This is a genomic window from Sphingobacterium paucimobilis HER1398 (genome assembly GCF_000416985.1).
GTDB classification, from domain to species: Bacteria; Bacteroidota; Bacteroidia; order Sphingobacteriales; family Sphingobacteriaceae; genus Sphingobacterium; species Sphingobacterium paucimobilis.
The window spans coordinates 813,907-836,715 of sequence record NZ_ATDL01000015.1 but is presented as its reverse complement, the minus strand read 5'-3'; the positions used below and the strand labels follow the sequence as shown (position 1 = coordinate 836,715).

18 protein-coding genes are annotated in these 22,809 nt (G+C 42.2%); 11 read left to right on the top strand and 7 right to left on the bottom strand.

The genetic code is table 11. The annotated features are described in order from the left end of the window. Nucleotides 1–83: 83 nt before the first annotated feature. The 5 genes from M472_RS36230 to M472_RS36210 all read right to left on the bottom strand — a co-directional run bounded on the left by M472_RS36230 (nt 84) and on the right by M472_RS36210 (nt 9,508). Complete coding sequence (locus tag M472_RS36230; protein WP_021070870.1) at nt 84–2,576, bottom strand: zinc-dependent metalloprotease; 2,493 nt, start codon at nt 2,574–2,576, stop codon at nt 84–86. 24 nt (nt 2,577–2,600) lie between these two features. Next, nucleotides 2,601–4,238 (bottom strand): RagB/SusD family nutrient uptake outer membrane protein, encoded by a 1,638-nt coding sequence (locus tag M472_RS36225; RefSeq protein WP_021070869.1) that lies wholly within the window; start codon nt 4,236–4,238, stop codon nt 2,601–2,603. Between the two features lie 12 nt (nt 4,239–4,250). Then, nucleotides 4,251–7,586, bottom strand: coding sequence for a TonB-dependent receptor (locus M472_RS36220; RefSeq protein WP_021070868.1), 3,336 nt, complete (start codon nt 7,584–7,586; stop codon nt 4,251–4,253). Nucleotides 7,587–7,669: 83 nt separating this feature from the next. Next, complete coding sequence (locus M472_RS36215; protein WP_021070867.1) at nt 7,670–8,836, bottom strand: FecR family protein; 1,167 nt, start codon at nt 8,834–8,836, stop codon at nt 7,670–7,672. A 69-nt stretch (nt 8,837–8,905) separates the two neighbouring features. Further along, a complete protein-coding gene (locus M472_RS36210; protein WP_021070866.1) occupies nt 8,906–9,508 on the bottom strand; it encodes an RNA polymerase sigma factor in 603 nt (200 codons plus the stop codon). Nucleotides 9,509–9,816: 308 nt separating this feature from the next. Between M472_RS36210 and M472_RS36205 the strand changes: the two genes are divergently transcribed. Both M472_RS36205 and M472_RS44985 read left to right on the top strand, forming a co-directional pair. Beyond that, nucleotides 9,817–11,832 carry a hypothetical protein gene (locus M472_RS36205; protein WP_021070865.1) on the top strand — a complete coding sequence of 672 codons (2,016 nt, stop codon included), beginning with the start codon at nt 9,817–9,819 and terminating at the stop codon, nt 11,830–11,832. Nucleotides 11,833–11,846: 14 nt separating this feature from the next. Continuing rightward, entirely contained in the window at nt 11,847–11,999 is a 153-nt protein-coding gene (locus M472_RS44985; protein ID WP_021070864.1) for an FAD-dependent oxidoreductase, read from the top strand. Here the strand turns inward: M472_RS44985 and M472_RS36200 are convergent. After that, entirely contained in the window at nt 11,991–13,616 is a 1,626-nt protein-coding gene (locus M472_RS36200; RefSeq protein ID WP_144062730.1) for a hypothetical protein, read from the bottom strand. The two genes, M472_RS44985 and M472_RS36200, sit on opposite strands and share 9 nt — an antisense overlap. A 23-nt stretch (nt 13,617–13,639) precedes the next feature. Further along, nucleotides 13,640–13,819: a hypothetical protein gene (locus M472_RS36195; protein WP_021070862.1), complete on the bottom strand. Its 180-nt coding sequence runs from the start codon at nt 13,817–13,819 to the stop codon at nt 13,640–13,642. Nucleotides 13,820–14,116: 297 nt separating this feature from the next. Here M472_RS36195 and M472_RS36190 point away from each other — a divergent pair, with 297 nt between their 5' ends. From M472_RS36190 to M472_RS36155, 9 genes are all read left to right on the top strand, one after another. Then, the gene (locus tag M472_RS36190) at nt 14,117–14,443 is read left to right on the top strand and encodes an ArsR/SmtB family transcription factor (protein WP_021070861.1); all 327 of its coding nucleotides are present in this window, start codon (nt 14,117–14,119) and stop codon (nt 14,441–14,443) included. Between the two features lie 98 nt (nt 14,444–14,541). Further along, entirely contained in the window at nt 14,542–14,997 is a 456-nt protein-coding gene (locus M472_RS36185) for a DUF6428 family protein (protein WP_031301807.1), read from the top strand. A 12-nt stretch (nt 14,998–15,009) separates the two neighbouring features. Next, complete coding sequence (locus tag M472_RS36180) at nt 15,010–15,618, top strand: arsenate-mycothiol transferase ArsC (RefSeq protein WP_021070859.1); 609 nt, start codon at nt 15,010–15,012, stop codon at nt 15,616–15,618. A 7-nt stretch (nt 15,619–15,625) separates the two neighbouring features. Then, on the top strand, nt 15,626–16,657 hold the full coding sequence (gene arsB / locus M472_RS36175; protein ID WP_022829374.1) for an ACR3 family arsenite efflux transporter: 1,032 nt from the start codon (nt 15,626–15,628) through the stop codon (nt 16,655–16,657). Between the two features lie 277 nt (nt 16,658–16,934). Next, a complete protein-coding gene (locus M472_RS36170; RefSeq protein ID WP_021070857.1) occupies nt 16,935–18,140 on the top strand; it encodes an FN3 domain-containing metallophosphoesterase family protein in 1,206 nt (401 codons plus the stop codon). Nucleotides 18,141–18,658: 518 nt separating this feature from the next. Further along, nucleotides 18,659–18,823 (top strand): hypothetical protein, encoded by a 165-nt coding sequence (locus M472_RS45485; protein WP_021070855.1) that lies wholly within the window; start codon nt 18,659–18,661, stop codon nt 18,821–18,823. A 5-nt stretch (nt 18,824–18,828) separates the two neighbouring features. Further along, nucleotides 18,829–20,799: a fimbrillin family protein gene (locus M472_RS36165; protein WP_021070854.1), complete on the top strand. Its 1,971-nt coding sequence runs from the start codon at nt 18,829–18,831 to the stop codon at nt 20,797–20,799. A gap of 253 nt (nt 20,800–21,052) precedes the next feature. Next, nucleotides 21,053–21,640: an RNA polymerase sigma factor gene (locus M472_RS36160; protein WP_021070853.1), complete on the top strand. Its 588-nt coding sequence runs from the start codon at nt 21,053–21,055 to the stop codon at nt 21,638–21,640. Nucleotides 21,641–21,711: 71 nt separating this feature from the next. After that, nucleotides 21,712–22,716: a FecR family protein gene (locus M472_RS36155; RefSeq protein WP_021070852.1), complete on the top strand. Its 1,005-nt coding sequence runs from the start codon at nt 21,712–21,714 to the stop codon at nt 22,714–22,716. Nucleotides 22,717–22,809 lie beyond the last annotated feature (93 nt).

Sequence of the window (22,809 nt, the reverse complement as noted above, 5' to 3'; positions counted from 1 at the left end):
ATAGCGGATAAGGGGAGGAATAAAAAAACGGAACTTCCACTAGGGAGTCCCGTTTTATCATATAAATCAATAGGTAAAGAATATTATTTTTCGTTCTTTTTGATTTGTTTGATTCTGGATAAGAGTTCCGTGTAATGGGTTTTCTCAAAGCCAGACTTGCGACCTGCTGATCGGGCAATAATCTGCTCTACTTTGTTCAGTTCGTCTACAATGAGTACACGCATGTCAGATAGATTAGGGTTATACGGCGTAAGGCCTGTTACCGCATACGGGGTCTCCTGCACGGGCTTATCCAATCTCAACAAAATACCTAGTCGGTCCACATAAGCACGTTGCAGTCCGCGATTGAAAATAGTATTGGACGGTGCATTAAAAATCTGCTGACGTACATCCTGTAGAAGTTCGCGCATGGTATAGGCTGAAGCGCCATTTTTGAATTCATTGTCCAGCATTCTTGCAAAGCTGTAAGTCTCCAATAGCGATCCAAGCACTTGATTCTGCGTGTCCACCACCTTATTGACCATGATACCATAGTCAATTCTTGACAATAAGGTGCTGTCCAAGAGCCAATAGGGCGTTTCAAAAACTTGACGATTGATGAAGTCTACCGCACGTTTTTGTTTCTCTTTGGCTACATAGGTAAATACAGGGCCTTCCTCGCTCATGGTTTTAATATCTTCCATCATCCCGCCTACATTAGCCAATACATGGTTGACATAGCGCTTATATTGTTTGGAGATATCGAGATAGAGATCTTTCGTACTTGTCAGATCCTCATCCGCATTAAAGGTCCACTTTTCAATATTAGGTAATATGTACTTTAGGTTTTGTATTCCGTAGTCACTCGCCTTTATTGCATCGTCTCCAAGGTCTTCACTCTGTGCGCGAGGATCCATTGATCCCTGTTTTCCATAGTAGTATATGGGGTCTTTGACTTTCTCTTTGATTTTTTTCTCCCAGTACAAGGCGTCTTGCTCTGCCGCAGTATTGCCCAGGTAGCGGTAGCCAAAATCTATGGCAAATTTGTCGTACTCACCTATTTTTGGATAAATATTCTTAACCCCATCACCAGGTTGCGCGATATAATTAAAACGTGCGTAGTCCATGATAGATGGAGCGGTACCATATTTTTCAGTAAAAGATGGTGAGCGTAGTGAATCTACCGGATAGGCACTGCTGGATCCAAAATTGTGTAGAAGACCTAAGGTATGACCGACTTCATGCGAGGAGACAAATCGAATAAGCTGTCCCATTTGTTCGTCACTCAGTTTTGCTCCACGAGCGTCAGAATGTACGGCAGCCGTCTGTACAAAGAACCATTTCTTTAAGAGAGACATCACATTGTGGTACCAACCGATATGGCTTTCTATGATTTCGCCCGAGCGTGGGTCGGATACCCTAGGGCCATAGGCGTTCTCTTTTTCCGATGCAAAGTAGCGTATCACAGAATACCGTGCATCCTCTGTACTGAATTCCGGATCTTCTTCATAAGTCGGAGCTTCCCGGCCAATGATCGCATCTTTAAAGCCCGCCGCTTCAAATGCTGTATTCCAATCATTGACACCAGCAATCAGGTAAGGAACCCATTTTTTTGGCGTAGCGGGGTCTATGTAATATACAATCTGTTTTTTAGGGGTTACCAGTTCTCCACGCAGATAAGCTGCTTCGTCCGAAGGCTCCAAGCGCCAGCGTTGAATGAAAGCATTTTCCTTGACTTGGTGGTCATTGGCTCCAAAATCCACCTTGCGGTTGGCAAAATATCCCACTCGAGCGTTTTCATAGCGCGGTTTCATGGGCGTTTTGGGCAATAGAAGCATAGAAGTATTCAAGGTAAAGGTCATCGCTCCAACCGTTTTGTCCGAAGGAAGATCCGGAGACTTGAACGTCTTTACCGTTTTGACCTCGACATTGGTAGGGAAGGCCTTTATCGTGTCTATATACGAACGATTGGCATCGATACCCGACAGCTTATATGTTTTTTTGAGATTGTCAGGCATCTGCATGCCGGGGATCTCGCTATTATAGAAGTCCGTAACATCGATAAGGTAACTCTGTCCACCATTGTTCATCGCTTTTATCTCAAAAGCAGCTAGAATAGGGGTGGCATTTGAGTTTTGCAAAGCCTGTTGTATATCACTGTTGCTGGTATTGATATGCATATAGCTTGGCACACGAAGGAATATCGTGTTTTGACGACGTTGCCATTGCCACAATTGTTCGTTGATCATTTCACCTCCGTACTGGGAGCGGTATTCTTTTAGCCCTACGGGAGTTTGCACAAAGCGGGTTACGACCAGCATATCACGGTTAAGGAGGCTGTCCGGAATTTCCATATAGTACCTGTCTGATACCTTATAGCTATTGAACATTCCCAAAGATTTGATCGCCGAAGCATCGATGATATCTTCGAACCGCTTCATCTTCTCCTTTTTAGATTTTTCAATCTCTTTTTTCGGTTCCTCGGCTTTTTCGGAAGTTTTGACCATTCCTGCCCATTTACCTGTTTGTGCTACGCTCAATCCTGTGCTAAGCGCCAGTGCCGCAATTGTCAGTTTTATTTTGTTATTCTGTCTCATTCTTTAGATAAAAATAGGTTGTGGTTACCAACCTGTATTCTGAGGATTTAAGTTTGTATTAATACCCAACTCCGTAAGCGGAATAGGCATCCAATAGTTTTTGTCTTTAAATACACGAGCTCCTGACACTTTTGGAGCATAGGTAAAACTACCGTTGCTGCCTTTGGTGATAGTGACGCCATTTACAGATTTATTAAGGACTGTAGTCGCTGATTTCCAGCGGCGCAGATCTTGGTACCGGATATTGTCTTCAAAAGCCAGTTCTACACGACGCTCATTCCGGATCTTGGCGCGTAACTGTTCTTGACTCAGGTTGTTGTCTATAGCAGGCATGTTGGCGCGCTTGCGTACCGTATTGATCGCATCGAAGATTTCAACTGAGGGCCCTGACACTTCGTTCTGTGCTTCCGCATAGTTGAGTAATACCTCCGCGTAGCGCATGATAACCCAGTTGGTACTGCTACCGATAGAAGCATCTTTGTTATAGTCGAATTTTTCATCGATAAACTTGCGTATATAGTATCCCGTTGGTGTCGGATTATTGCGCGGCATGTCCAGCCCCCCTGTATAAATCTGTGTTTTGCGGTCTTTGAATTGCGCATCGTTGTGTACGATAGACAAGTAGAAACGAGGGTCACGGTTCACATAGGGGTTGGTCACGTCATAACCAGATCCTGATTCATCTATTGCTTTTCCATTGGCCATCTCATATGCATCAACGATATCCTGAGTAGGGCAGTTGATGCCCTTTCCGCCGTATCCAACAGAACTGTTGTTCTTGTCAAATGCGTGCAGTCTTTCCCCTTTTATCCCGTTATACCGAGATTCTAAGATCACTTCCGGTCGGGTCAAAACATTTTTGGTCAGAAAAGCATTTTGATATTGTTTTTGCAGATCAAAAGCTTTACTGCTGATGACACGCTGTGCTACTGCTGCTGCTTTTTGCCATTGAGCAGGATCGTTATCAGGGTTGTTTAACGCGCTGGCATCCCAGATCAGGACTCTGCTTAGAAAGGCCAAGGCAGCTTCTTTCGTGATACGCCCCAGTTCTTCTTTCGCATAGGTGGACGGAAGCTCGCTGGCACTCTTCTCGAGTTCGGATGCGATAAATGTTATGCCTTCCGTATGGCTGACTTTATGCGGCTTTTCTTCTGCTTCTTCGATAGGCTGTGCTTTGAGCAGCAGAGGGACCTCCTTGAAATTAGAGAACAATTGAAAGTATAGGTAGGCACGGAAAAAACGAGCTTGGCCGAGCAGTACCTTACGATCATCTTCCGATAGCACGGCAGCCGATTCAGCACGCTGTATAAAATAGTTGATCTTGCGTATCTGTGCATAGGTATCCTTCCAAAGATTGCGCTCGGGAAAGCTGCTGCTCAGAAAGTCACCACTGGTATAAGCTGTAATCTTGCCTTCCTCTGTACCGATAAGCTGTAGGTCATCCGTAATAGCCGACGGTAGGTAGGTGTTGGTAAAGCCTGTGCTCATAAACGTGTAAAACTCATTGACTGACATTTTGATCAATGCCGGGTCATTCCACACGGTCTCTTCCGAAACGAGATTGAGGGGTTTACGATCCAAAAAATCCTTTTGACAAGAAGTAGTCAGTCCTGCAAGACCAGAAAATATAAAGAATGGAAGTGTAATATATATCCTTTTCATAACTGTATTGAATTAAAGACCTACACGGACACCTAGAGAAAATATACGCTGTGGCGGATATAGATTCGCCGTATTTCCAGTGGACTCCGGGTCGTAACGTCTGTTTTTGCTAATGGTGAATAGATTCTGTCCCTGTAGGGTAAATGCTAGTGAGTTTAGCCCCGTACGCGTCAGCAATTCCTTTGGAACAGTGTATGCCATTTGGGCGGTACGGAGTTTTATATAGTCACCGCTTTTCACAAAGAATGTAGATGGCAGTCTGTTGTTTTCATAGTTCGAAAGTAATCTCGGATAGCTCGCATCGAGGTTGTCCGGTGTCCATCTGTCGAGGTGTATCTCATGAAAATTGGCCATATCATTGGCTGCGGTATAGTTGATGAAAACGTCTTTGGCTGCTTGGAAGAAAGCATCTACAGACAAGCCTTTCCATGCCGCACCGATATTCAGACCAAATACTGTTGGCGGATAGATATATCTCGCTTCGAAAGCACGGTCTGGACTGCCACTATATAGCTCTACGATACCATCCCCATTAATGTCTTCGTAACGGATGTCACCAGGTTTCGGAGCATAAGGTGTTCCGTTGGGGCTGCTCTTGTACTGTGGCCAGTTGGCTACATCAGCTTCATCCCTGAATATGCCATTAGCTTTCAGTATGCGCACCATTCCGATAGGACTTCCCTCTTGACGGTTGCCCGGCAGGACCGCATCATTCTCGCCATAGTCAATTGCTTTACTCTTTGTCAAGGTGACATTGAGACGGGCATTGAGTTGTACGGCACGTACTTTACTGCGGTGAGATACGGACGCTTCATAGCCGTAATAGCGTTCCTTGGCAAAGTTTTGTAGTGCAGGCGTCATACCAAACGACAAGGGTACATCGTAGGAACGGGAGCGTAGGATGTCAAACTTGCTCTTGTTGTAATAATCCAACTCAAATGCCAGCTTTCCTCGCCATAGACTGGCATCCAGTCCGATGTCGAAAGAGTTGACCTTCTCCCATGTGATATTGGTATTCGGAACCGTCAGGTTCGAAATCCGGGTCAGCGGAGTGATCGTATTGTTGGTGCCGAATACATAACCTGCGGGCATCACGGCATAGTTGTAAAAGTAAGTGTAGAGATTTCCACCATCGTTGCCTAAGCGTCCGTAAGAAGAGCGTAGCTTGAGGTTGTCGACAAATCTATAGTTCTTTTTGATGAAATCTTCGTCAGACAGAATCCATGCGGCAGATACCGCAGGGAAGAAAGCATCTCTTTTATCTTTTGGATAGTAAGGCGAACTGTCGTAACGGAAACTGCCTTCTACGATATATCGTTGCTTATAGTTGTAGATCGCTCTACCGACGACGCTGCGACGAGCATTCTCCGTCGATGAACCTAAGTTTTTCTGTGTGCTGGCATCTCCCAGGAACAATTGATCCAGACTGGCCACTGGGTAGTTGCTTCTCGAAGCCGTCATCGTCTCACTGCCAAACTCATTCTGTTCATACAGTACCATGGCATCGACGTGGTGTGCTTTAAAGCCTTTTACATAGTTTAGTTTTACCTGTACGTTGACGTTGTTATTCTGGTTGTAGGTTTCCGACAAGCGAGGCTTCTCTGTTCCATTCTGTAAGGTATAATCATCGGTGGTCTGTGCCAAGGTATATTGGGGTACAGATGCGGTAAATGCCTTCTGGAAAGAGTTGTTGCGATCTATGGTTACGACAGCTCCTGCAGATAGACCTTTAATATACGGTATCTGCTGGGTCAAGCGTAGAGAAGTGGTGAATACATTACGCGTATTGCGATCATAGCCCGATTCCGGCATGATGTCTGTAAGCGGATTGCCCGAATAGCCCGAATAGGCGTAATAACCATTGGAAAAGCGAGCCGGAGCGATAGAACCAAGAGATGCCAATCTGCTGAAAATATTCTCGGCATGGCTGCTCGGATTATTCGCAGTTTCCGTGATATAGTTGATGTTTACGGCTAGATTAGTGTACTTGCTGACATCATAGTCCGCATTATTGACCAAGCCATAGCGCTTGAATCCCGATGTTTTCATCAGTCCATTCTGATCTGTAAACGAGCCACTGGTAAAATAGCGTGCGTTTTTACTGCCGCCACTCACGTTAATGTGGTGCTTCTGTACAGCGGCAGATTCTCGTAAGACCTCGTTGTACCAGTTGGTGTTCGGATAGCGGTCCGGATCCGAGCCGTCCAAGAATTTTTGAAGCTCCTCGTCGGTATATTTTGTTTTGGAGGAGCTGCCTTTCTCCAGGATATCATTAGCATACATCTCATTGTTGAGCAAGGCATAATTGTAGGAATCCAAGAAGCGTGGTAATCTCGTGCTCTTTTGCAGGCCGAACTGACCACCATACTGAATATCTAGTTTTTCCCGTGCACCTTTTTTTGTGGTGACTAGGATTACCCCATTGGCTCCGCGAGTACCATACACGGCAGCAGCAGCATCCTTTAATACCGTAATACTTTCGATCGTGTTGGGATCGAGTTTGTCGATTTCCATTCCTATCATCCCTTGGCCTTCGCGCGCGACACCATCGATAACGATGAGGGCATTGCCCATACCACGTATTTTTATCTCGGCACGATCCCGGTCAGGAGCTCCCGAAGTCATGTTCGAGCTGATACCGGGAGCCCGGCCCATCAGCGTATTCGAAATATTTACAGCAGGAGATTGTGCAAGTTCTTCGCCTTTGATCGTATTGATGGCGCCAGTGATCTGTTTACGCTTTTGTACCCCATAGCCGACGACAATGATATCGCTCAATTCTGTCGTGCTCTTTGAAAGGACAAAACGAATGGCATTGGCCGCATTTTTGACTTTAATCTCGGTACGTTGATAACCTAAGAACGTGCATTCCAGTACGTCATTGGGCTCTGCAGCAATGCTGAATTCGCCCTGACTGTTGGTCAGCACCACGGTGCCCGTTCGCTTGTTTTTCACGGTAGCACTAGTCATGCTGTTGTTCAGTTCGTTGTAAACTGTTCCAGATACGGTCTGTTGCTGTTTGGTAATCGTTGTTGCAGCAGCTGTTGCAGATTGCTTTTGTTTTAGCACAATGCTTTTTTCGCCGATTACATAGCCGATGTTTGTGTTTTTGAGAATAGAACGCAGGGCGTCTTCGACGCTGACGTTTTTAAGTGATACGTGTTGTGTACCTATACCTGCAAGCAACTGGTCGTCGTATAAGAAATTATGACCACTTTGCTTTTGTATCTCCTTGATGAGGTAGATAATCTGCAGGTTATTGCCCTGTATACTTATACTTTGCGAGCTCACGCGAAAGGAAAAGAATACAAAAGTCAGCGCAAATAATAGTGCTATTTTAAACTTCATAAATTGAGTAATTAGGTGTACTTTATTCTTATTTAGGTTACTGACAATCGTTGTTGCCAGTGCAGTTATTCGGTTGGTCAGTTCTATTTCATGAGATATATCCTCCCTTCTCTGACTTCCACCTTAATGGATTCCGTCGTTTTAAATAATTTTAGAAGCTCCTCAAAAGAAGCATCTTTAGCGATAGTACCACTGAATGTCTTTTGCGACAAGGACTCTGATCCCGCTTGTATATTTATGGATACATTATACCAGCGTTCCAGCTGTTTGATAATATCGGTTAGCGGGGTTTTTACGAATACAAATTTGTCATTTTTCCAGGCCAGGGCCGATTCCAGATCAGCAGGTTGCACCTGTATCATACCAGAGGTAATTATTCCCTGCATTCCTGGTTCTAGGCTACGGCTTTCATCAGCTGTGTTGATATTGACTTTTCCAGTGACCAAGGTCGTGACAGTGCGTTCTTCAGGATAAGCAGCTATATTGAAGCTGGTTCCTAAAACCCGAACCCTTTGTAATGCTGTCTCTACGATAAATGGTTTTTCGGGATTATGGCTGACCTCAAAATAAGCCTCCCCACGGAGTTTGATATGACGGTCTGTTGCGGTAAAATGCTTTGGAAACGAAAGCTTAGAGTCAGAGTTAATGATGACTTTACTGCCGTCGGACAGCGTGATGCTATACTTTCCACCTTTTGGAACAACCAGATTCAACCATTCCTCATCGACTTTTTGATGGGGTAGGATATGGCCACTTCCGTCCTGTAGGTAACTGTCCCGTACGAACAATTCGCCCTCGGCAGCCAATGGCGTCTGTATGCCGTTTGTATTTTCAATATAAGCGATGGTATTTCCAGGCTTGATATCCTGGATGCTTTGGTAGTGTGCTACTTTTACCTCCGAAGACCGTTGTATGGAATACTGTTTGCCCAGAAAAACCATAAGTAAGATAGCTGCCGTAGCTGCAACATACCGCCATAGCTTATGCAGCGATGATTTTGTGCGAGGAGAAGGCGTAGGGGTATCGTTCGACAATTGCAAGCGCTTCTGAAAACGATAGAATGCTTTTTTGCCCTCCAGCTCATCCACGACGATCGTGTGCTGGGAAAAAGAGTTATCGACTAGTTGTTCCAAAATAGGAGCATTGTCGGACTCCTGGACTCGTTGTATAAAATCCATTAATTCTTCGGCACTCAGTTGGCCGAGAATATATCCGTCATAAAGTTCTTCCAGTGTCTGTCTATTTTCCATTAAAAGATATAGCTAATGCCCTCCTAAAATGATAGACGTAGAAAATAAGATTAGGAAGACAGTGAAAAGTTATTTTGTGTGAGAAATTATTTCTTCGAGTAGCAGTGCTGCCATCACGAGTAGCGGCAGATCCGTATTTGTGGCCATATAGGCTCTGATAAGTTTTAGTGCACGTACGATATAAGTTTTTGAAGAAGTGATAGATATGTTGAGTTTTTCGGAGATTTCTTCGTGGGATAGCCCTTCGAACCTGCTCAATACAAAAACCTCTTTGACCTTTTCCGGGAGTGTATCTATCGCTTGTTGTATATTCTGTTGTAATTCTTGATATTCCAGTCGTTGTTGAGGCGTGAGCGCCTGATCTTTAAAATAGTGAATGAGCTGATCGATATTCTCTGTTATCAGTACTTTCTTTCGCAGCGCATCCAGCGTCGTATTTTTAGATACCGTATATAGATAAGCCTCTATGTTACTAATGGTGCTGAGTTCCTCCCGGCGATGCCATACTTTAACAAATATTTCCTGCGCGATATCTTCAGCGAGTTCCGGAGACTTGACCAGTTTTTTTACGGTACTAAAGACATGCGACCAATACTTCTCAAAAAGCATTTGAAAAGCCTGATTGGCCCCCTTTGCAAGGTGCTCTATGAAGTCTTTCTCCTTTTGAGCCATTTTATCTAAAGATCAGTTAGTTCCTGATGATGTACTTCCGTCTCGTCTTGCTGCGGATTTTTTAACAAGTGTCAAATATAGAGTTTTATTCATTTATATTTTAATAAGATACCCTATAGCGTACTGTCATTTTGCTCGATCATCTTCTGTTTTAAAATAGAATGATCGTTAAACAATAAATTTTAGAGGCCTTTTTTTTGATTAAAAAAAGATTTTATACCTTTCACATGAGTTCGGTCTAAAATTTGTCCATAGAAAAGGAATATGCATCAGAAGCAGTCGTGTATGTTGAAAATCCAATATGATTTATGGTAGCTTATGAAAGCAAACTAACCCAGTTGCGTAATCTGTTTGACCATTTTGCGGTTGAGCTGCACAGTCCCTATTATGTCGATGTTGAACTTTTAGTTGCGGTCGTCGCTATAGTTCGACCCAAGCGCGGTCAGCAATCCAATCCCGTCTCTATCGAATTCTTGTTGGATTATTTACGAGAGTCGGACACCCAGCGCAAGCAATTGGTGGCCTATCTAAATAGGCTGCTGGTGCAGCGGGATTTTGATCAGTTGATATCAGATACCGGGATTATCAGTTATGCAGACTTCGGTTACGAATTGAGGAAGCGGATCGGTGAGCGATATTTGCCTTATCAACCACCCAAAGACACCTTACAGTATTTGTTCAATCAGGTTTTTTATTCCATTAGGGATGCCGATTGGGTTGCTGCTATTCCCATGGAGCAGTTGGAGCAGCTCTTTTCGTTATGTGAGTTTCGATCCGTATATGACCAGGATACAGGTCATGGGATGACCGAGATACTTTACGGTCTCGAACTGTTGGTGCAGCGTATTACCGGTCGGGCTATGGAAACCGATGTCAACAAGATGGTACCCGAGTTACGGAATTTTGACAGCCCATTTATTGCGATTATGCGCGAGTTTACAGAGTTGAATGATCGGATTCTCCAATCTGAGGAAAAATATATCACCTCATCTGATCTCTCCTACAAACAGATTCTGGTACTCCACAGGCAGTGTGAGAATTATATTGAAACGGCATTTGCGAATTCACACCAGTTTGGGATATCCCTCAAGGTCAATCAGTCGTTGTTGCGTATACGACAACAGTTGGAACGCATCAAAGAGATATTGTCGTTTCTCGTTATCGATACTTTACCCCACAAAGTAGAAAAGACTATTTTGTTGGCCATTACACTGATCGGCTATAATTCACGGAAGACCAATGTCCGAAAACTGGTTAATCAAAGTACACAACTGCTTGCCTACGAGATTACACATCATACCGCACAGACCGGTGAGCATTATATCACATCGGGCAGAAAGGACTATTGGCACATGTTTTTTTCAGCCTGTGGTGGTGGATTTATTGTAGGCGCCATGTGTATTGTCAAGCTCTTGCTCAGCAATGTCGATACCAGTGAGTTTGGTCATGCGTTATTATACAGCTTGAACTATGCTATTGGCTTTACGCTGATCTATCTTTTTGGAGCTACACTAGCGACCAAGCAGCCGGCGATGACGGCTTCGGCACTTGTTTCCGCTATCGAGCAGGGCGTGTCCGACCTAAGCAGAGACAAATACAGGTATTGGACCTTTGCGCAATTTTTCGCCCGCCTGTTCCGCTCGCAGTTTATTGCTTTTGTAGGTAACGTGATCATGGCTTTTCCCATTAGTTTTTTATTGGCTCGTGGTATACAAGTGCTTTGGGACGTCAATATAGCGAGTACCAAGTGGTTACATCTGGTAGATGATCTCAATCCTACCAAGACACATGTCATCTTGCATGCATCCATCGCCGGTGTATTCTTGTTCCTTTCGGGTATCATTGCGGGGAGCGTGGCCAATCGGGACAAGCACAATACCGTTTATTACCGTATTCAGGAGCATCCCTTGTTAAAGCGGGTGTTTGGCAGAGCCAAGACTGAAAAGATTGCTTCCTTCTATGAAAAGAAATGGGCCGGTATCGTATCTAACCTTTGGTTTGGCGTATTTATGGGATCTACGGCTTCCATAGGATTGTTCCTTGGCTTGGATCTCGATATTCGTCACATCACTTTTGCAAGCGGCAACCTAGCGTTGGGGCTGTTTGGACATGACATGAGACTGACGACAGATATGTGGATATGGGGTATTTTAGGTATAGGTATTATTGGATTTTTTAACTTCTTGGTCAGTTTCAGTCTATCCTTGTTACTGGCTTTTCGGTCACGCAACCTTTCGTCCAATGAACTTGGGAAAATGATAAAAGCGGTTTGGATCTATTTTAAGATGAATCCCAGACTGTTCTTTTTCCCTCCCAGGAAATAGTATACGCCGACTGTATGCCGCTTGACCAAAGCTGGGAAATTCAAGCCCATTTAACATTGATTGGCGATGCGGCACATGTCATGCCACCATTTGCAGGCGAAGGCGTTAACATGGCGATGCTCGACGCTCTGGAATTGAGTGAAGTTTTAACTTTTCTTTTAATTTGACCTCACACAGCGGATTTGCATGGCCGATTTAGGATTTATATTATTAGCTACTTCGGCTGTATTTATATTATTCCCAAATTGCATCATTTTATAACCTCCAGGAAAGGTTGGTGAGGAGCATAGATAATAGCCTGTTACGCCTCGTTGTGTTACATTATAGGGGTTGTCATTGTACGATCCACCGTATACAAAGAAAAGATATTTTTCATATTCACTGCCAGGGTGTGTACTTGTATCCAGAAACATACCAGTGTTTGTTTCTGCGCCATTGTAGGGGCCTATATACCGTAGGGGTGGAAAGGGAAGACCACTGACCCTGACAATTGATCTAAATTCACTCTCGGTGGGGAGTCGCCAAGCGCCTAAAGGAAGTACAAGAGCACATGGGTCTCCATTTGCTCCATTGACATCGCCTGGTGAATCAGGATTTGGGTTGCTGATATCCAGTCGCTTAGGTAATGTGTAGCCAGGGAACCAATAATCGCCATAGTCGCCACTGGTTGGTGCAAAGCCATAGATTTCAGTTGACGGATCGTAGACTAGGTTAGCCAATGCCCATTTGGCATCACCGTAGTCGATATCTGTAGGTCCATCTGGGGTGAATTTTGTGACATTTAGAGTCAGAGCGTAGCGGCCACCAGGAATAATCTTGAGCCCGGTAACAGGAGGTACCTGTGTGCTACTCTCTCCGTCTATGCTTACATTTGATATGATCAAGGTGCCTCCACCAGAAGATGTTTGATCTTGTGCTGTTACAATAGTCGTTGCCTCGGCACTTCGATTATTTCCTGCATTGACAAAATTAACAGTTGCACCAGAGCTTGCTACTGTCCCATTGGTATAGTCTGGGGAAGAGCCATCTACAGTTACATCTACTTTGTTTAGGTGAGGTTTTATTACAGCGGCTATTGTCTCCAGGCTGCCCGGTACAGCGTTATCTAGTGTGATCGTCGTTTTGATCTGACTGAATACGTGTTTCAATACAATATCTAGCGTTGTTAATCCTTCCGAATAACTGTTGGCAGGCTTTATATAATACATAAAGTGTTTGTTGCCATCGACGTTGTTGAATTTAGCAGTGCTAAAATTTCCGGACGGCATAATATCGTCGAGATCACTGATTTGGGTAGTACCAGTCGAATAGCCCACAAAGGTATAGCGCTCTCCAGCTGGTACCCGAAAAGAATCGTCACTGCTCAAAGGCACACCTACAGAATAGTCTTTATATTCCATAAATGCTCCTGACTCATCATACGCAATTATTCTATATTTGGTACCTGGTGGAAGGTCGGATTGTACACGGCTCTTGGTCTTAATCGTATTGTCAGTTTTGGTCGCCACATTTTGTGCAGCTTCGGGTGTCAGTGTTGCGACGATTTTATAGTTGGCGTTTAGTGGTATTTCTACCTGTTGGATCATTGGCGATGAATGATTCCCTGTAGTTGTCGAAGAGATACTGGATTGTTTTTGAGTTTTGTTATTTATATCTGTAGCTTCAGCTCCGGCAAAGTTTATTTTGATAATTGCGATGCCATCTCCGTAACCATCCCCTTTTTTTGAACAGGACAATACCGTAATTGCGATTATTGCAAGTAATAGATGATTTAATTTTGACATGATTTTTTCTTGTTTGAAATGATTTACCATTCTACGTCTTCGAATACATTTCCGAGTTCATCCCATTGCTCTTTAACTTCTGTATGATTATTGATAGGCTGTACCGAGGAGGCAGCAATACAATCCTCAAGTTCTATATACGTTATTTTCAGGGTCGGCTTTACATATGTTTTTCTTGTAGAAGCGCTTGGTGTTAAATTCATTTTTACGATTTTAGATGTTTTTCATAGCTACTGGTCTTCGGCTTGAAACTCATGTTTTGCTTTTCAGCAATTTTAAGCTTGGTCGGTAGTCTGCTTACAACGTGTAGCTGCAAATGTGTTTTATTGTGCTTTGTACAAATACTATGCCCTTTTTCTAAGTTATATTTTTGTTCCTCAGTGTGTTATTAGGCAACGGCGGTCTCATCCCCCGATCGAGGTATACCAAGTACGAATTCGGAAAAATATTTCCATATTAAAAATGTATATCGTAATTTTACGATACATAAGTTAAACTGAATGGGAGCTACTAAAGCAAATCACTTTACAGAAAGTCAAAATAAGATCGCTGGTATAGCCAAAGCTTTAGGCCATCCGGCCCGAATCGCGATTATAGAATATCTATTGAAAGTAAATGCATGTATATGCAGCGATATTGTAGATGAGTTGCCTCTGGCCCAATCCACCATATCTCAACATCTCAAGGAGCTAAAGAATGCGGGACTTATAAAAGGAAGCATAGAGGGTACATCAATTTGCTATTGTATTGACGAAACCACCTTTTCTATCATCAAACAGTACTTCGCAGATATTATAGTAACAGTAAATAATCAGAAATGCTGTTAAACAAAGTTTTCCGGGCGGCTATTCAAGGAAAGAATAAATAGCGCTCTTTTTTTATACCTATATATCGTAATATGGCGATATATAAAACAACAAATACGATGACATTATCAGAAATCAAACAAATCCTACCAACATTAGACCATGTTGAATTCCAGTTAGAAGACGGAACATTTGTACCAGAACACTTTCACGTTACCGAGGTAGGTCAGATCATCAAGCATTTTATCGACTGTGGAGGCGTTACCAGAACGGAGAACACGGTCAACTTTCAACTATGGAATACCGATGACTACGAGCACCGGCTAAAGCCAGGGAAATTATTGCATATCATCGAACTGTCCGAAAAGAAACTTAATATCGGAGATTTCGAGATAGAGGTGGAATACCAAAGCACCACCATAGGCAAATACGGCTTAGACTTCAATGGAAAAACATTTGTCTTGACCAATAAGACAACAGCCTGTTTAGCAGAAGATGCTTGCGGCATTCCCAGTCGGTTGAATGTTGTCGAGTCTCCGTCCAATAGTTGTACACCAGGCTCCGGCTGTTGTTAATCAAAAATTACGATGTATTCAAAGTTAGCCGATACAGTTTCATTCATTCAGGAATCGGGTATCAACCAAGGGCGTAAACCCATCTTACAGCCCTTGGTTGAATACATACAGCAAAAAGTAGATGCCAACGTCGATATCAACATCAACTTTATCTGTACACATAATTCCAGACGAAGCCACTTATCCCAAGTTTGGGCACAGATTGCGGCTGCACATTACCAGATACAGCGCGTCAGATGCTATTCTGGTGGTACCGAAGAAACAGCAATGTTCCCTAAAATAGCAAAAACATTCCAGAATGCAGGAATTCAGGTCGATATCATTTCTGCAGGAGCAAACCCAATCTATGCACTTAAATACGATAAGAATGCACATCCGATAATAGGATTCTCTAAGAAATACGATGCCTCATTCAATCCAGAGTCCGAGTTTGTGGCTGTAATGACCTGTTCACAGGCCGATGGTGGGTGTCCTTTCATCGCCGGAGCCGAAAAGCGCATACCTATTACGTATGAAGATCCTAAAATCTCCGATGGAACTGATCAACAGGATGAAGTATATGAAAGTAGGAGCCGAGAGATTGCCGCGGAAATGTTCTACGTATTCTCACAGATCAAATAAAATAGCTATGCACATAAAAATGAAGTTTCTAGACAGATATCTCACCCTTTGGATTTTTATAGCCATGGGTATAGGGATATTGATCGGTAATGTTTTTCCAGGTATTTCGGACGTAATGGACAAAATGTCTATTGGAGCCACAAACCTCCCTCTTGCCATTGGCCTGATAATAATGATGTATCCACCATTGGCCAAGGTCAATTACAACCTATTACCTCTAGCCTTTAAGGATAAAAAAGTACTCAGCCTATCGCTCATCCTCAATTGGCTTGTCGGTCCTGTACTCATGTTCATACTTGCTATCGTCTTTTTAAGAAATGAGCCAGACTATATGGTCGGTCTCATACTTATTGGGCTAGCCAGATGTATTGCCATGGTTATCGTATGGAATGACCTAGCTAAGGGAAATAGAGAATACGCAGCACTTTTGATCGCACTCAACAGTGTTTTCCAAGTATTATTTTATAGTCTGTTTGTTTGGCTTTTCATCAATGTGCTGCCTGCTTATTTGGGCTTTGCAGAATACTCCATTTCGATAGAAATGAGCGAAGTCATTAAAAGCGTATTGATATACTTAGGCATACCGTTCTTGGCAGGCTTCTTGAGCCATAAATACCTATCTACGTTGAAAGGCGAAAATTGGTACAATAGAAAATTCATCCCCTTTATATCACCATTTACCTTATATGCCCTACTGTTTACCATTGTGTTGATGTTTAGCTTGAAGGGCGAGCAGATCGTACAGCTACCTATGCAGGTCGTCAAAGTCGCGATACCCTTAATTATCTACTTCGTACTTATGTTCTTTGTTAGCTTTTTCATTAACAAATCTATGGGGGTAGCCTACGATAAGAATGCAGCCATATCATTTACAGCCACCGGCAACAATTTCGAGTTGGCCATTGCGGTAGCTATAGCCGTTTTTGGTATACATTCACCGCAGGCATTCGTTGGTGTCATAGGCCCATTGATAGAAGTGCCTGTACTGATCCTGTTAGTAAGGGCAAGTTTATGGCTTCAGAAGAAATACTACCGTTAAAATTGGTAGTAAATTATATTTCATTTACAACTGTGATATTACCTCCGTGTAAGTTATAGATAGTAAAATATTTGAATATGACAACCGGTTGTGTTTATAGATTTACAAAAGGTGGCTTTGTTTTTATGTTTTGGTCTGTTATCTTGTAGCGAGTTGACAAGGCGTTTAATCAAATGCTGATCTTCTCGCAGCATTATAAAAAATTTTGAATAGACTGGAGTATGGGGGCAAGTTACTCTGGTTTTTAAAGCATATCTAGATTTAATTTATTGAATAGATGAAAAACAAAAATGAAAGTAGGAGATCCTTTTTAAAAGGAAGCCTTTTGTTAGGAGGAGTTGGAATTTTTGGACCATCTCAGGCATTGGCCCAAGTCATAGCAGACGATTCTGGCATTAAGATTTTGACAGGTCCCTATCTACAGACGAATTTTCAAGATGATATGCATATCCAATGGATCAGCAATAAAGAAGCTCATGGTTGGGTCGAGTATGGTATGGAGCCAACTAATCTCGATCGGATCGCCTATGGAGAATCAAAAGCAGGATTACGCCCAGTCGGGTGTATCCATCGCATCGTGCTAAAAGATCTACAACCAGGAGCTACCTACTACTATCGAATAGTATGTAAGGAGATACAAGATTTTCAACCTTACAAGCTTAGTTATGGTGCAGAGGTGAGGTCACCAATTGAATCATTTATTGCTTTAGAAAATAGAAAGGATGAGGTCTCTTTCGTGATGTTGAATGACATCCACGATAGGCCACATTCTATCGGATATCTGCTTGACTTAGATAAGGATAAACAACGGGATTTTGTTTTCTTCAATGGAGATATATTCGATTACCAAACGGATCAACAACAATTGATTGATCATTTTTTCAATCCGATCGTTGATTCCTTTGCCAAAAACACACCATTTTTGTACGCTCGTGGCAATCACGAGACGCGAGGCAAATTTGCGCGCACCTTTGCCGACTATTTTAGTGAGGTAGGGTATCAAGCATTCACGTATGGTCCCGTCCGTTTTGTTGTGTTAGATTCAGGAGAGGATAAAAAAGACAGTCATCCAGTCTATGGTGGTATTGTCGACTATGATGGATATAGAGAACAGCAAGCTCGATTGTTAGAACGAGAGATTACGAGTCCAGCTTTCAAGGAAGCAGCATTTCGTGTCGTATTGGTGCATATTCCGCCAGTTGCTACAGATCCCCAATGGCACGGATCTAATCACGCTGCATCGCTGTTCCAACCCTTATTGAATAAAGGTAAGGTGGATTTGGTACTCAGCGGACATATTCATCAGTGTAAGTTTTTTGGACCTACATCAGGGGCAAATAACTATCCGATAGTTACAGGTGGTGGCCCGAAAGATGGAAGTAGAACATTAATCAAACTCCATGCAGATATGAAACAGATTAAGGTAGAGATGATAGGTGATCTCGGACAAAAAATAGACGAGCTCTTCGTCTATCGAAAATAAAGCTCTCTCACACAGCAGGTCGAAAGTTAGCTAGAGAAAGCGTATCTCAATGTAAGATCAAAGAAATCCATTATAAGGGATTTCTTTGATCTGCTGTATATTTGATTTGTACTATCTCTAGTTTGACTTCTACAGTCTAATCTGTTTTTATTATTTCGATTTCCCACATCTGATTGAGAAATACAATGATTATAATGATTTCGATGTGATTTTATTCATTGAATGTTTGATTTTTTAGAGTTGAGTAATTTTGAGTATACGCTTTCTCATGCTTTCCTGATATTATATTTTATTATTGCATTGTTAATATTTGAAGCCTTCATTGACTACAACTATTACGGATTTATTAAAATACCGCTGTAATACAGCAGATGCCTAGTGAAATAAAACTATATGTATTCATTTTATCGCCTCACGGTATCCTTACTTAGTCATTGGACTCGACCAGAACGTAAATACGATGCATCTACAAATTTATTACTTGGCATGAATAACACGTTAATATAATATAAATATCTATGAAGAAAGTTTATAAATCACCTACTATAGAGGTTTTTGAGGTCGAATTGGAAGAGAGTATAGCGGCCGCTTCTATTGTGACTGGAGGATCTACGAGTAGGCCCCAGATAGAAGAGGAAAATGTAATAGAGCGAACAGAGTATTGGACTGTTGATTTAGATTAAAAACTATGAGAACACTGTTAATTATACCGAAAGATATGTTCAAAGCTACATTTTTTTATAACATCCTTTTACTGTTTTTCTCTATTGTTCTGGTTACGGGCTGTTCAAAAACGAAAAAGGAAGAAGAAGTAGCTATAGGTGAAGCTGTAGACCTTATTTTTGATGTAGCAGGAGTAGATAGTGACATCACGATGCCCAATACGAAATCTTCCGCTGCTAATACCAATTTCGTATTACTGCCTACGAATGACCAGGAAGACCAAGAAACCTTTGTAAAAGATGATCTAATTTTTAATGTCCGATCAGATCAAAGTGCTGATCAAAGTGGTTTTGAAGATCTCCTTAAGCCCGGGACAAAATCCGTACCTATGGTGAATGGTATTCGATATCGGCTTATGGTGTATACCCAGGCAAATGCTCTCGTAGCCTCGATAGAGGTGACGGCGGGACAGGCACAGCATATAACTGTTACATCAGGTCAGACCTATAAATGGTTTGCTTATTCCTACAATACGAGTACTGCTATACCCGCACCAAATACCACCAATCCCGTGTTGACTACGCCCACCACTACGCCTTTATTATATGCTTCTGGCCAGGTAACGCCTACAGCAGTAGGTACAACATTACCCATTACCTTTAAACATCAATTGACGCAACTCCGGATGGAAATCAAAGAAAGCTCAGGCTTTAGAGCTATCTTGAGTGCCACTGGTGAGTTTGGAGTTAATGATTATGTTCAAACCGGTACTTTCGATATACTTGCTGGAACAATTGGAACTTTAACTTCTGCAAATGTTAGTACTGTAAATTTTACTACCGAAGTAGGCGCATCTGGGACAAAGCAGGTAATGCATTATTATACAGCTAATCATGGAATAAACTACTATACCGTGAAGGTTAATAGTCTTAAGGTTCAATATACGAGCACTACACAGCGAACGCTTAATTCCGATAGTTTTCCCAATGATGGTTATACGGGGGAATTTGGATTTGGCCCGACTCCAATTAACAAAAAAGGCTATGTGCTGAAAGGTACGCTAGATATTACTTTTGCACTTCCTAATATGCGTATATTGCCTTTTAGTAATAATAATGCAAGCAATGGCTATCGTTTAGCCCCTGCTACAGCTGCTGGCGCATTCTTAAGAGAACCAGCGAATTTTGGCCCTACGAGCAAGTATGTAGGTATTAAAAGTCTTACCATCGACCCGCCAACTACAGCTACTGAAGCAACCTCATCTTCTACGGGATGGAATAGATTCAAAGCATTGATGACTAATCCAGCGACCTATCCTGATGTCTTAATAGTAGCAAATTGGTACGACTATTTGGATGATGATTGCTGGGATCTTGTTAAACAATATATAGATAGAGGGGGGAATTTTATCTATACACATGACGATGCCAATCTTGAGGGGACTTATGCCGCTAGAGGTATAGGGAATATATTAGGACGTTCCGTGGGGTTGGTACGTAATGTGGAGTCTTATGCCGTTTTTAAGTTTACGGATACACCGTCAGGACTAACAGACTACGAGATTTTCAATGGTCCTTTCGGAGATCCGAGTCCATATCATTGGGGGCAAGATAGAATTGGAACATCCTATGTAACAGGAAACCTAGGACCCGATGTCATCATTTACAGTAATCATGCTCAAAATAAAAATGCTCCTTCAAACCCCGGAGCTAGTTTGTTTAGGCATAAGACAAAAGGTTTCTTTTTTGCTGGAGATGGTGGTTTCTACCTGAATGAGAAACTAACAGCCGTTACCAGTACAACAGAAGATCCGTTCCGGATAGATCCAAGTACTAAGTTTCCGATTCTGGCGAGCTATGGCTCTTCGGCTACATCTGGCTCTCCTGCAGCTGGCACTCCTGCAGGAGGATTTCAGATAGCGAATAGTATGATGTTCGGAAATATCATCTCCTGGATGTTGAATAGAGCGCATTATCATGGCATCAATAGAAACTAATCTTTAGGAGCCGGTTTCATATGAAACCACATCTATTGCTATAGACCTATAGTGAGTTCTGATTCATCCCATTATAAAAAGACCTGAAGTCACAGACTTCAGGTCTTTTTGCGATCGAGCCGTGTTTTTTATCCTCAGGAATCTATCTTTAGTGCTGCTAGTTGTAGCCAATAGAAGCATGAGTAGAGTGGAGCTGCTATTGATTTAATATTGAATTAATATAGCTTTATTAGCTTTGGGCAAATATTTCAGTATGAAAGGAGTGTTTGATTTTAACCAATATTTCCAATCGTGGATACATGGCGATCAAAAGAGTTTCAAGATTCTTTTCGACTACCTTATGCCGAAATTTATAGCATTGACATTCAATGTGACCAAAAGCAGGGAGATTGCTGAAGATATCACGATGAATACCTTTTTACAGATATGGCAGATGCGAGATCGGTATGCACATGTGGAAGCGCCAGATCAGTATTTCTTCGGTATACTCCGGCAACAGATAGCTGCATATCTACGTAAAAAGAAAATCGACACGGAAGAATTGGTCGAAAAACATTACCATGAAGCATTGAATGATGATCATGTCATTACAATGAATGAGATAAAAGAGTGCTATCAGCTGGCCCTTAACACGCTAACTGAGCAGCAGCGTAAAGTTTTTCAGATGAGCAGAGAGCAGTATCTGACCAATAAAGAAATTGCTGTTATCCTTAATATTTCGGTACATACAGTCAATAATCATATCAAAGCAGCCATTAAAATAATGAAAGCCCACTTTTATCATTATCAGGATATTGCTATATGTTTAGTGACATTTTACCTAGCAACGGAACTTCATTAAAAAAAAGTAAACTCCCTATAGCCATTCCTTGCTGAGGGGACATTCTTTATAGTAGATAGACTACGAAAAGAATGATTACTGATCCAAATAAAGCATTACTGAGAAAATATTTTCTAGGCCACTGTGATCCGGAAGAGATAAAACATGTAGAAGATTTTGTGCTTAATGGGACAGAAAAGAACTTGGTAGACGAAGTGTTGATGGAACTGTCTTTAGGTCCAGAACTGGAACATGATAATATGTCAAAGGCTGAAATAGAAGCCAGTTGGCAGCAATTTGATAAAGCGATAGGTCCCAAAACTTTCAAACAAGCCAATACCAGGATAAAATATTATAGAATAATAGGATGGCTATCAGGACTTGCAGCAGCCTGTCTATTGATTTTTTGGTTTGTTGTTAAAGACGGTAGTTGGTCCTTTCAGAAAGAGGGGGATTCTGAAATGCGCTATCAGGCTGCGATCGGAATACCACTTACAAAGTACCCATTGCCAGATGGTTCAGTAATGTGGCTCACTGCGGGCTCTAGCGTTTCTCTAAGTGCGGGTTTTGGTGACATTGACCGGGAGGTGATACTTCAACATGGTGAAGCTTATTTTGATGTCAAAAGAAACGAAGAATTGGCTTTCATTGTACGTTCTAAATTTATAACGACTCGCGTATTGGGTACAGCATTCTTGGTGTCTGACCAGCCTCATCTTGGTCAGGCCAGTGTGCAAGTGACAAGGGGTAGAGTAGAAGTACAGTCAGGAGGTAAGATTTTTGAAAATTTGACTATAGGTAAGGTTGTAACTTATGATAAGGCAACTGAGAAAGCCGATTCAACACATTATGAAAAAATGCTCTTTGATCCCGAAGCGAAGCGTTTGTTTATAGATGATGTCTCTTTTGAGGAACTTGCCTTTAGAGTGAAACAAGTCTATGGATACGAATTACGAAGTCGTTCACACAGAGTGACTTTCGGAAGATTTACTTTGGAGCTCGATTTTGATAGAGGAATAGGAGATGTCATGGAAAACCTATCTTGGGTATATAATAGTAGCTATGAAATCAAAGGAAAGGAGGTCTGGATGAAATAGTTTATTTTTTAGCTACAAAAGGCTATACTTCTGTAGTAGAAATATAGCCCCTTTATAGAAGGACGCAGTTGCGCCGCCATCCTTCTGTCCAAA

What these genes read in the sequence shown, in the direction of transcription:
- M472_RS36220 (WP_021070868.1), bottom strand. Translation starts at nt 7,586, where the DNA reads ATGAAGTTTAAAATAGCACTATTATTTGCGCTGACTTTTGTATTCTTT.
- M472_RS36195 (WP_021070862.1), bottom strand. Translation starts at nt 13,819, where the DNA reads ATGAATTTAACACCAAGCGCTTCTACAAGAAAAACATATGTAAAGCCG.
- M472_RS36225 (WP_021070869.1), bottom strand. Translation starts at nt 4,238, where the DNA reads ATGAAAAGGATATATATTACACTTCCATTCTTTATATTTTCTGGTCTT.
- M472_RS36200 (WP_144062730.1), bottom strand. Translation starts at nt 13,616, where the DNA reads ATGTCAAAATTAAATCATCTATTACTTGCAATAATCGCAATTACGGTA.
- M472_RS36170 (WP_021070857.1), top strand. Translation starts at nt 16,935, where the DNA reads ATGAAAAACAAAAATGAAAGTAGGAGATCCTTTTTAAAAGGAAGCCTT.
- M472_RS36230 (WP_021070870.1), bottom strand. Translation starts at nt 2,576, where the DNA reads ATGAGACAGAATAACAAAATAAAACTGACAATTGCGGCACTGGCGCTT.
- M472_RS36165 (WP_021070854.1), top strand. Translation starts at nt 18,829, where the DNA reads ATGAGAACACTGTTAATTATACCGAAAGATATGTTCAAAGCTACATTT.
- M472_RS36185 (WP_031301807.1), top strand. Translation starts at nt 14,542, where the DNA reads ATGACATTATCAGAAATCAAACAAATCCTACCAACATTAGACCATGTT.
- M472_RS36205 (WP_021070865.1), top strand. Translation starts at nt 9,817, where the DNA reads ATGGTAGCTTATGAAAGCAAACTAACCCAGTTGCGTAATCTGTTTGAC.
- M472_RS36160 (WP_021070853.1), top strand. Translation starts at nt 21,053, where the DNA reads ATGAAAGGAGTGTTTGATTTTAACCAATATTTCCAATCGTGGATACAT.
- M472_RS36190 (WP_021070861.1), top strand. Translation starts at nt 14,117, where the DNA reads ATGGGAGCTACTAAAGCAAATCACTTTACAGAAAGTCAAAATAAGATC.
- M472_RS36210 (WP_021070866.1), bottom strand. Translation starts at nt 9,508, where the DNA reads ATGGCTCAAAAGGAGAAAGACTTCATAGAGCACCTTGCAAAGGGGGCC.
- arsB (WP_022829374.1), top strand. Translation starts at nt 15,626, where the DNA reads ATGCACATAAAAATGAAGTTTCTAGACAGATATCTCACCCTTTGGATT.
- M472_RS36155 (WP_021070852.1), top strand. Translation starts at nt 21,712, where the DNA reads ATGATTACTGATCCAAATAAAGCATTACTGAGAAAATATTTTCTAGGC.
- M472_RS44985 (WP_021070864.1), top strand. Translation starts at nt 11,847, where the DNA reads ATGCCGCTTGACCAAAGCTGGGAAATTCAAGCCCATTTAACATTGATT.
- M472_RS45485 (WP_021070855.1), top strand. Translation starts at nt 18,659, where the DNA reads ATGAAGAAAGTTTATAAATCACCTACTATAGAGGTTTTTGAGGTCGAA.
- M472_RS36180 (WP_021070859.1), top strand. Translation starts at nt 15,010, where the DNA reads ATGTATTCAAAGTTAGCCGATACAGTTTCATTCATTCAGGAATCGGGT.
- M472_RS36215 (WP_021070867.1), bottom strand. Translation starts at nt 8,836, where the DNA reads ATGGAAAATAGACAGACACTGGAAGAACTTTATGACGGATATATTCTC.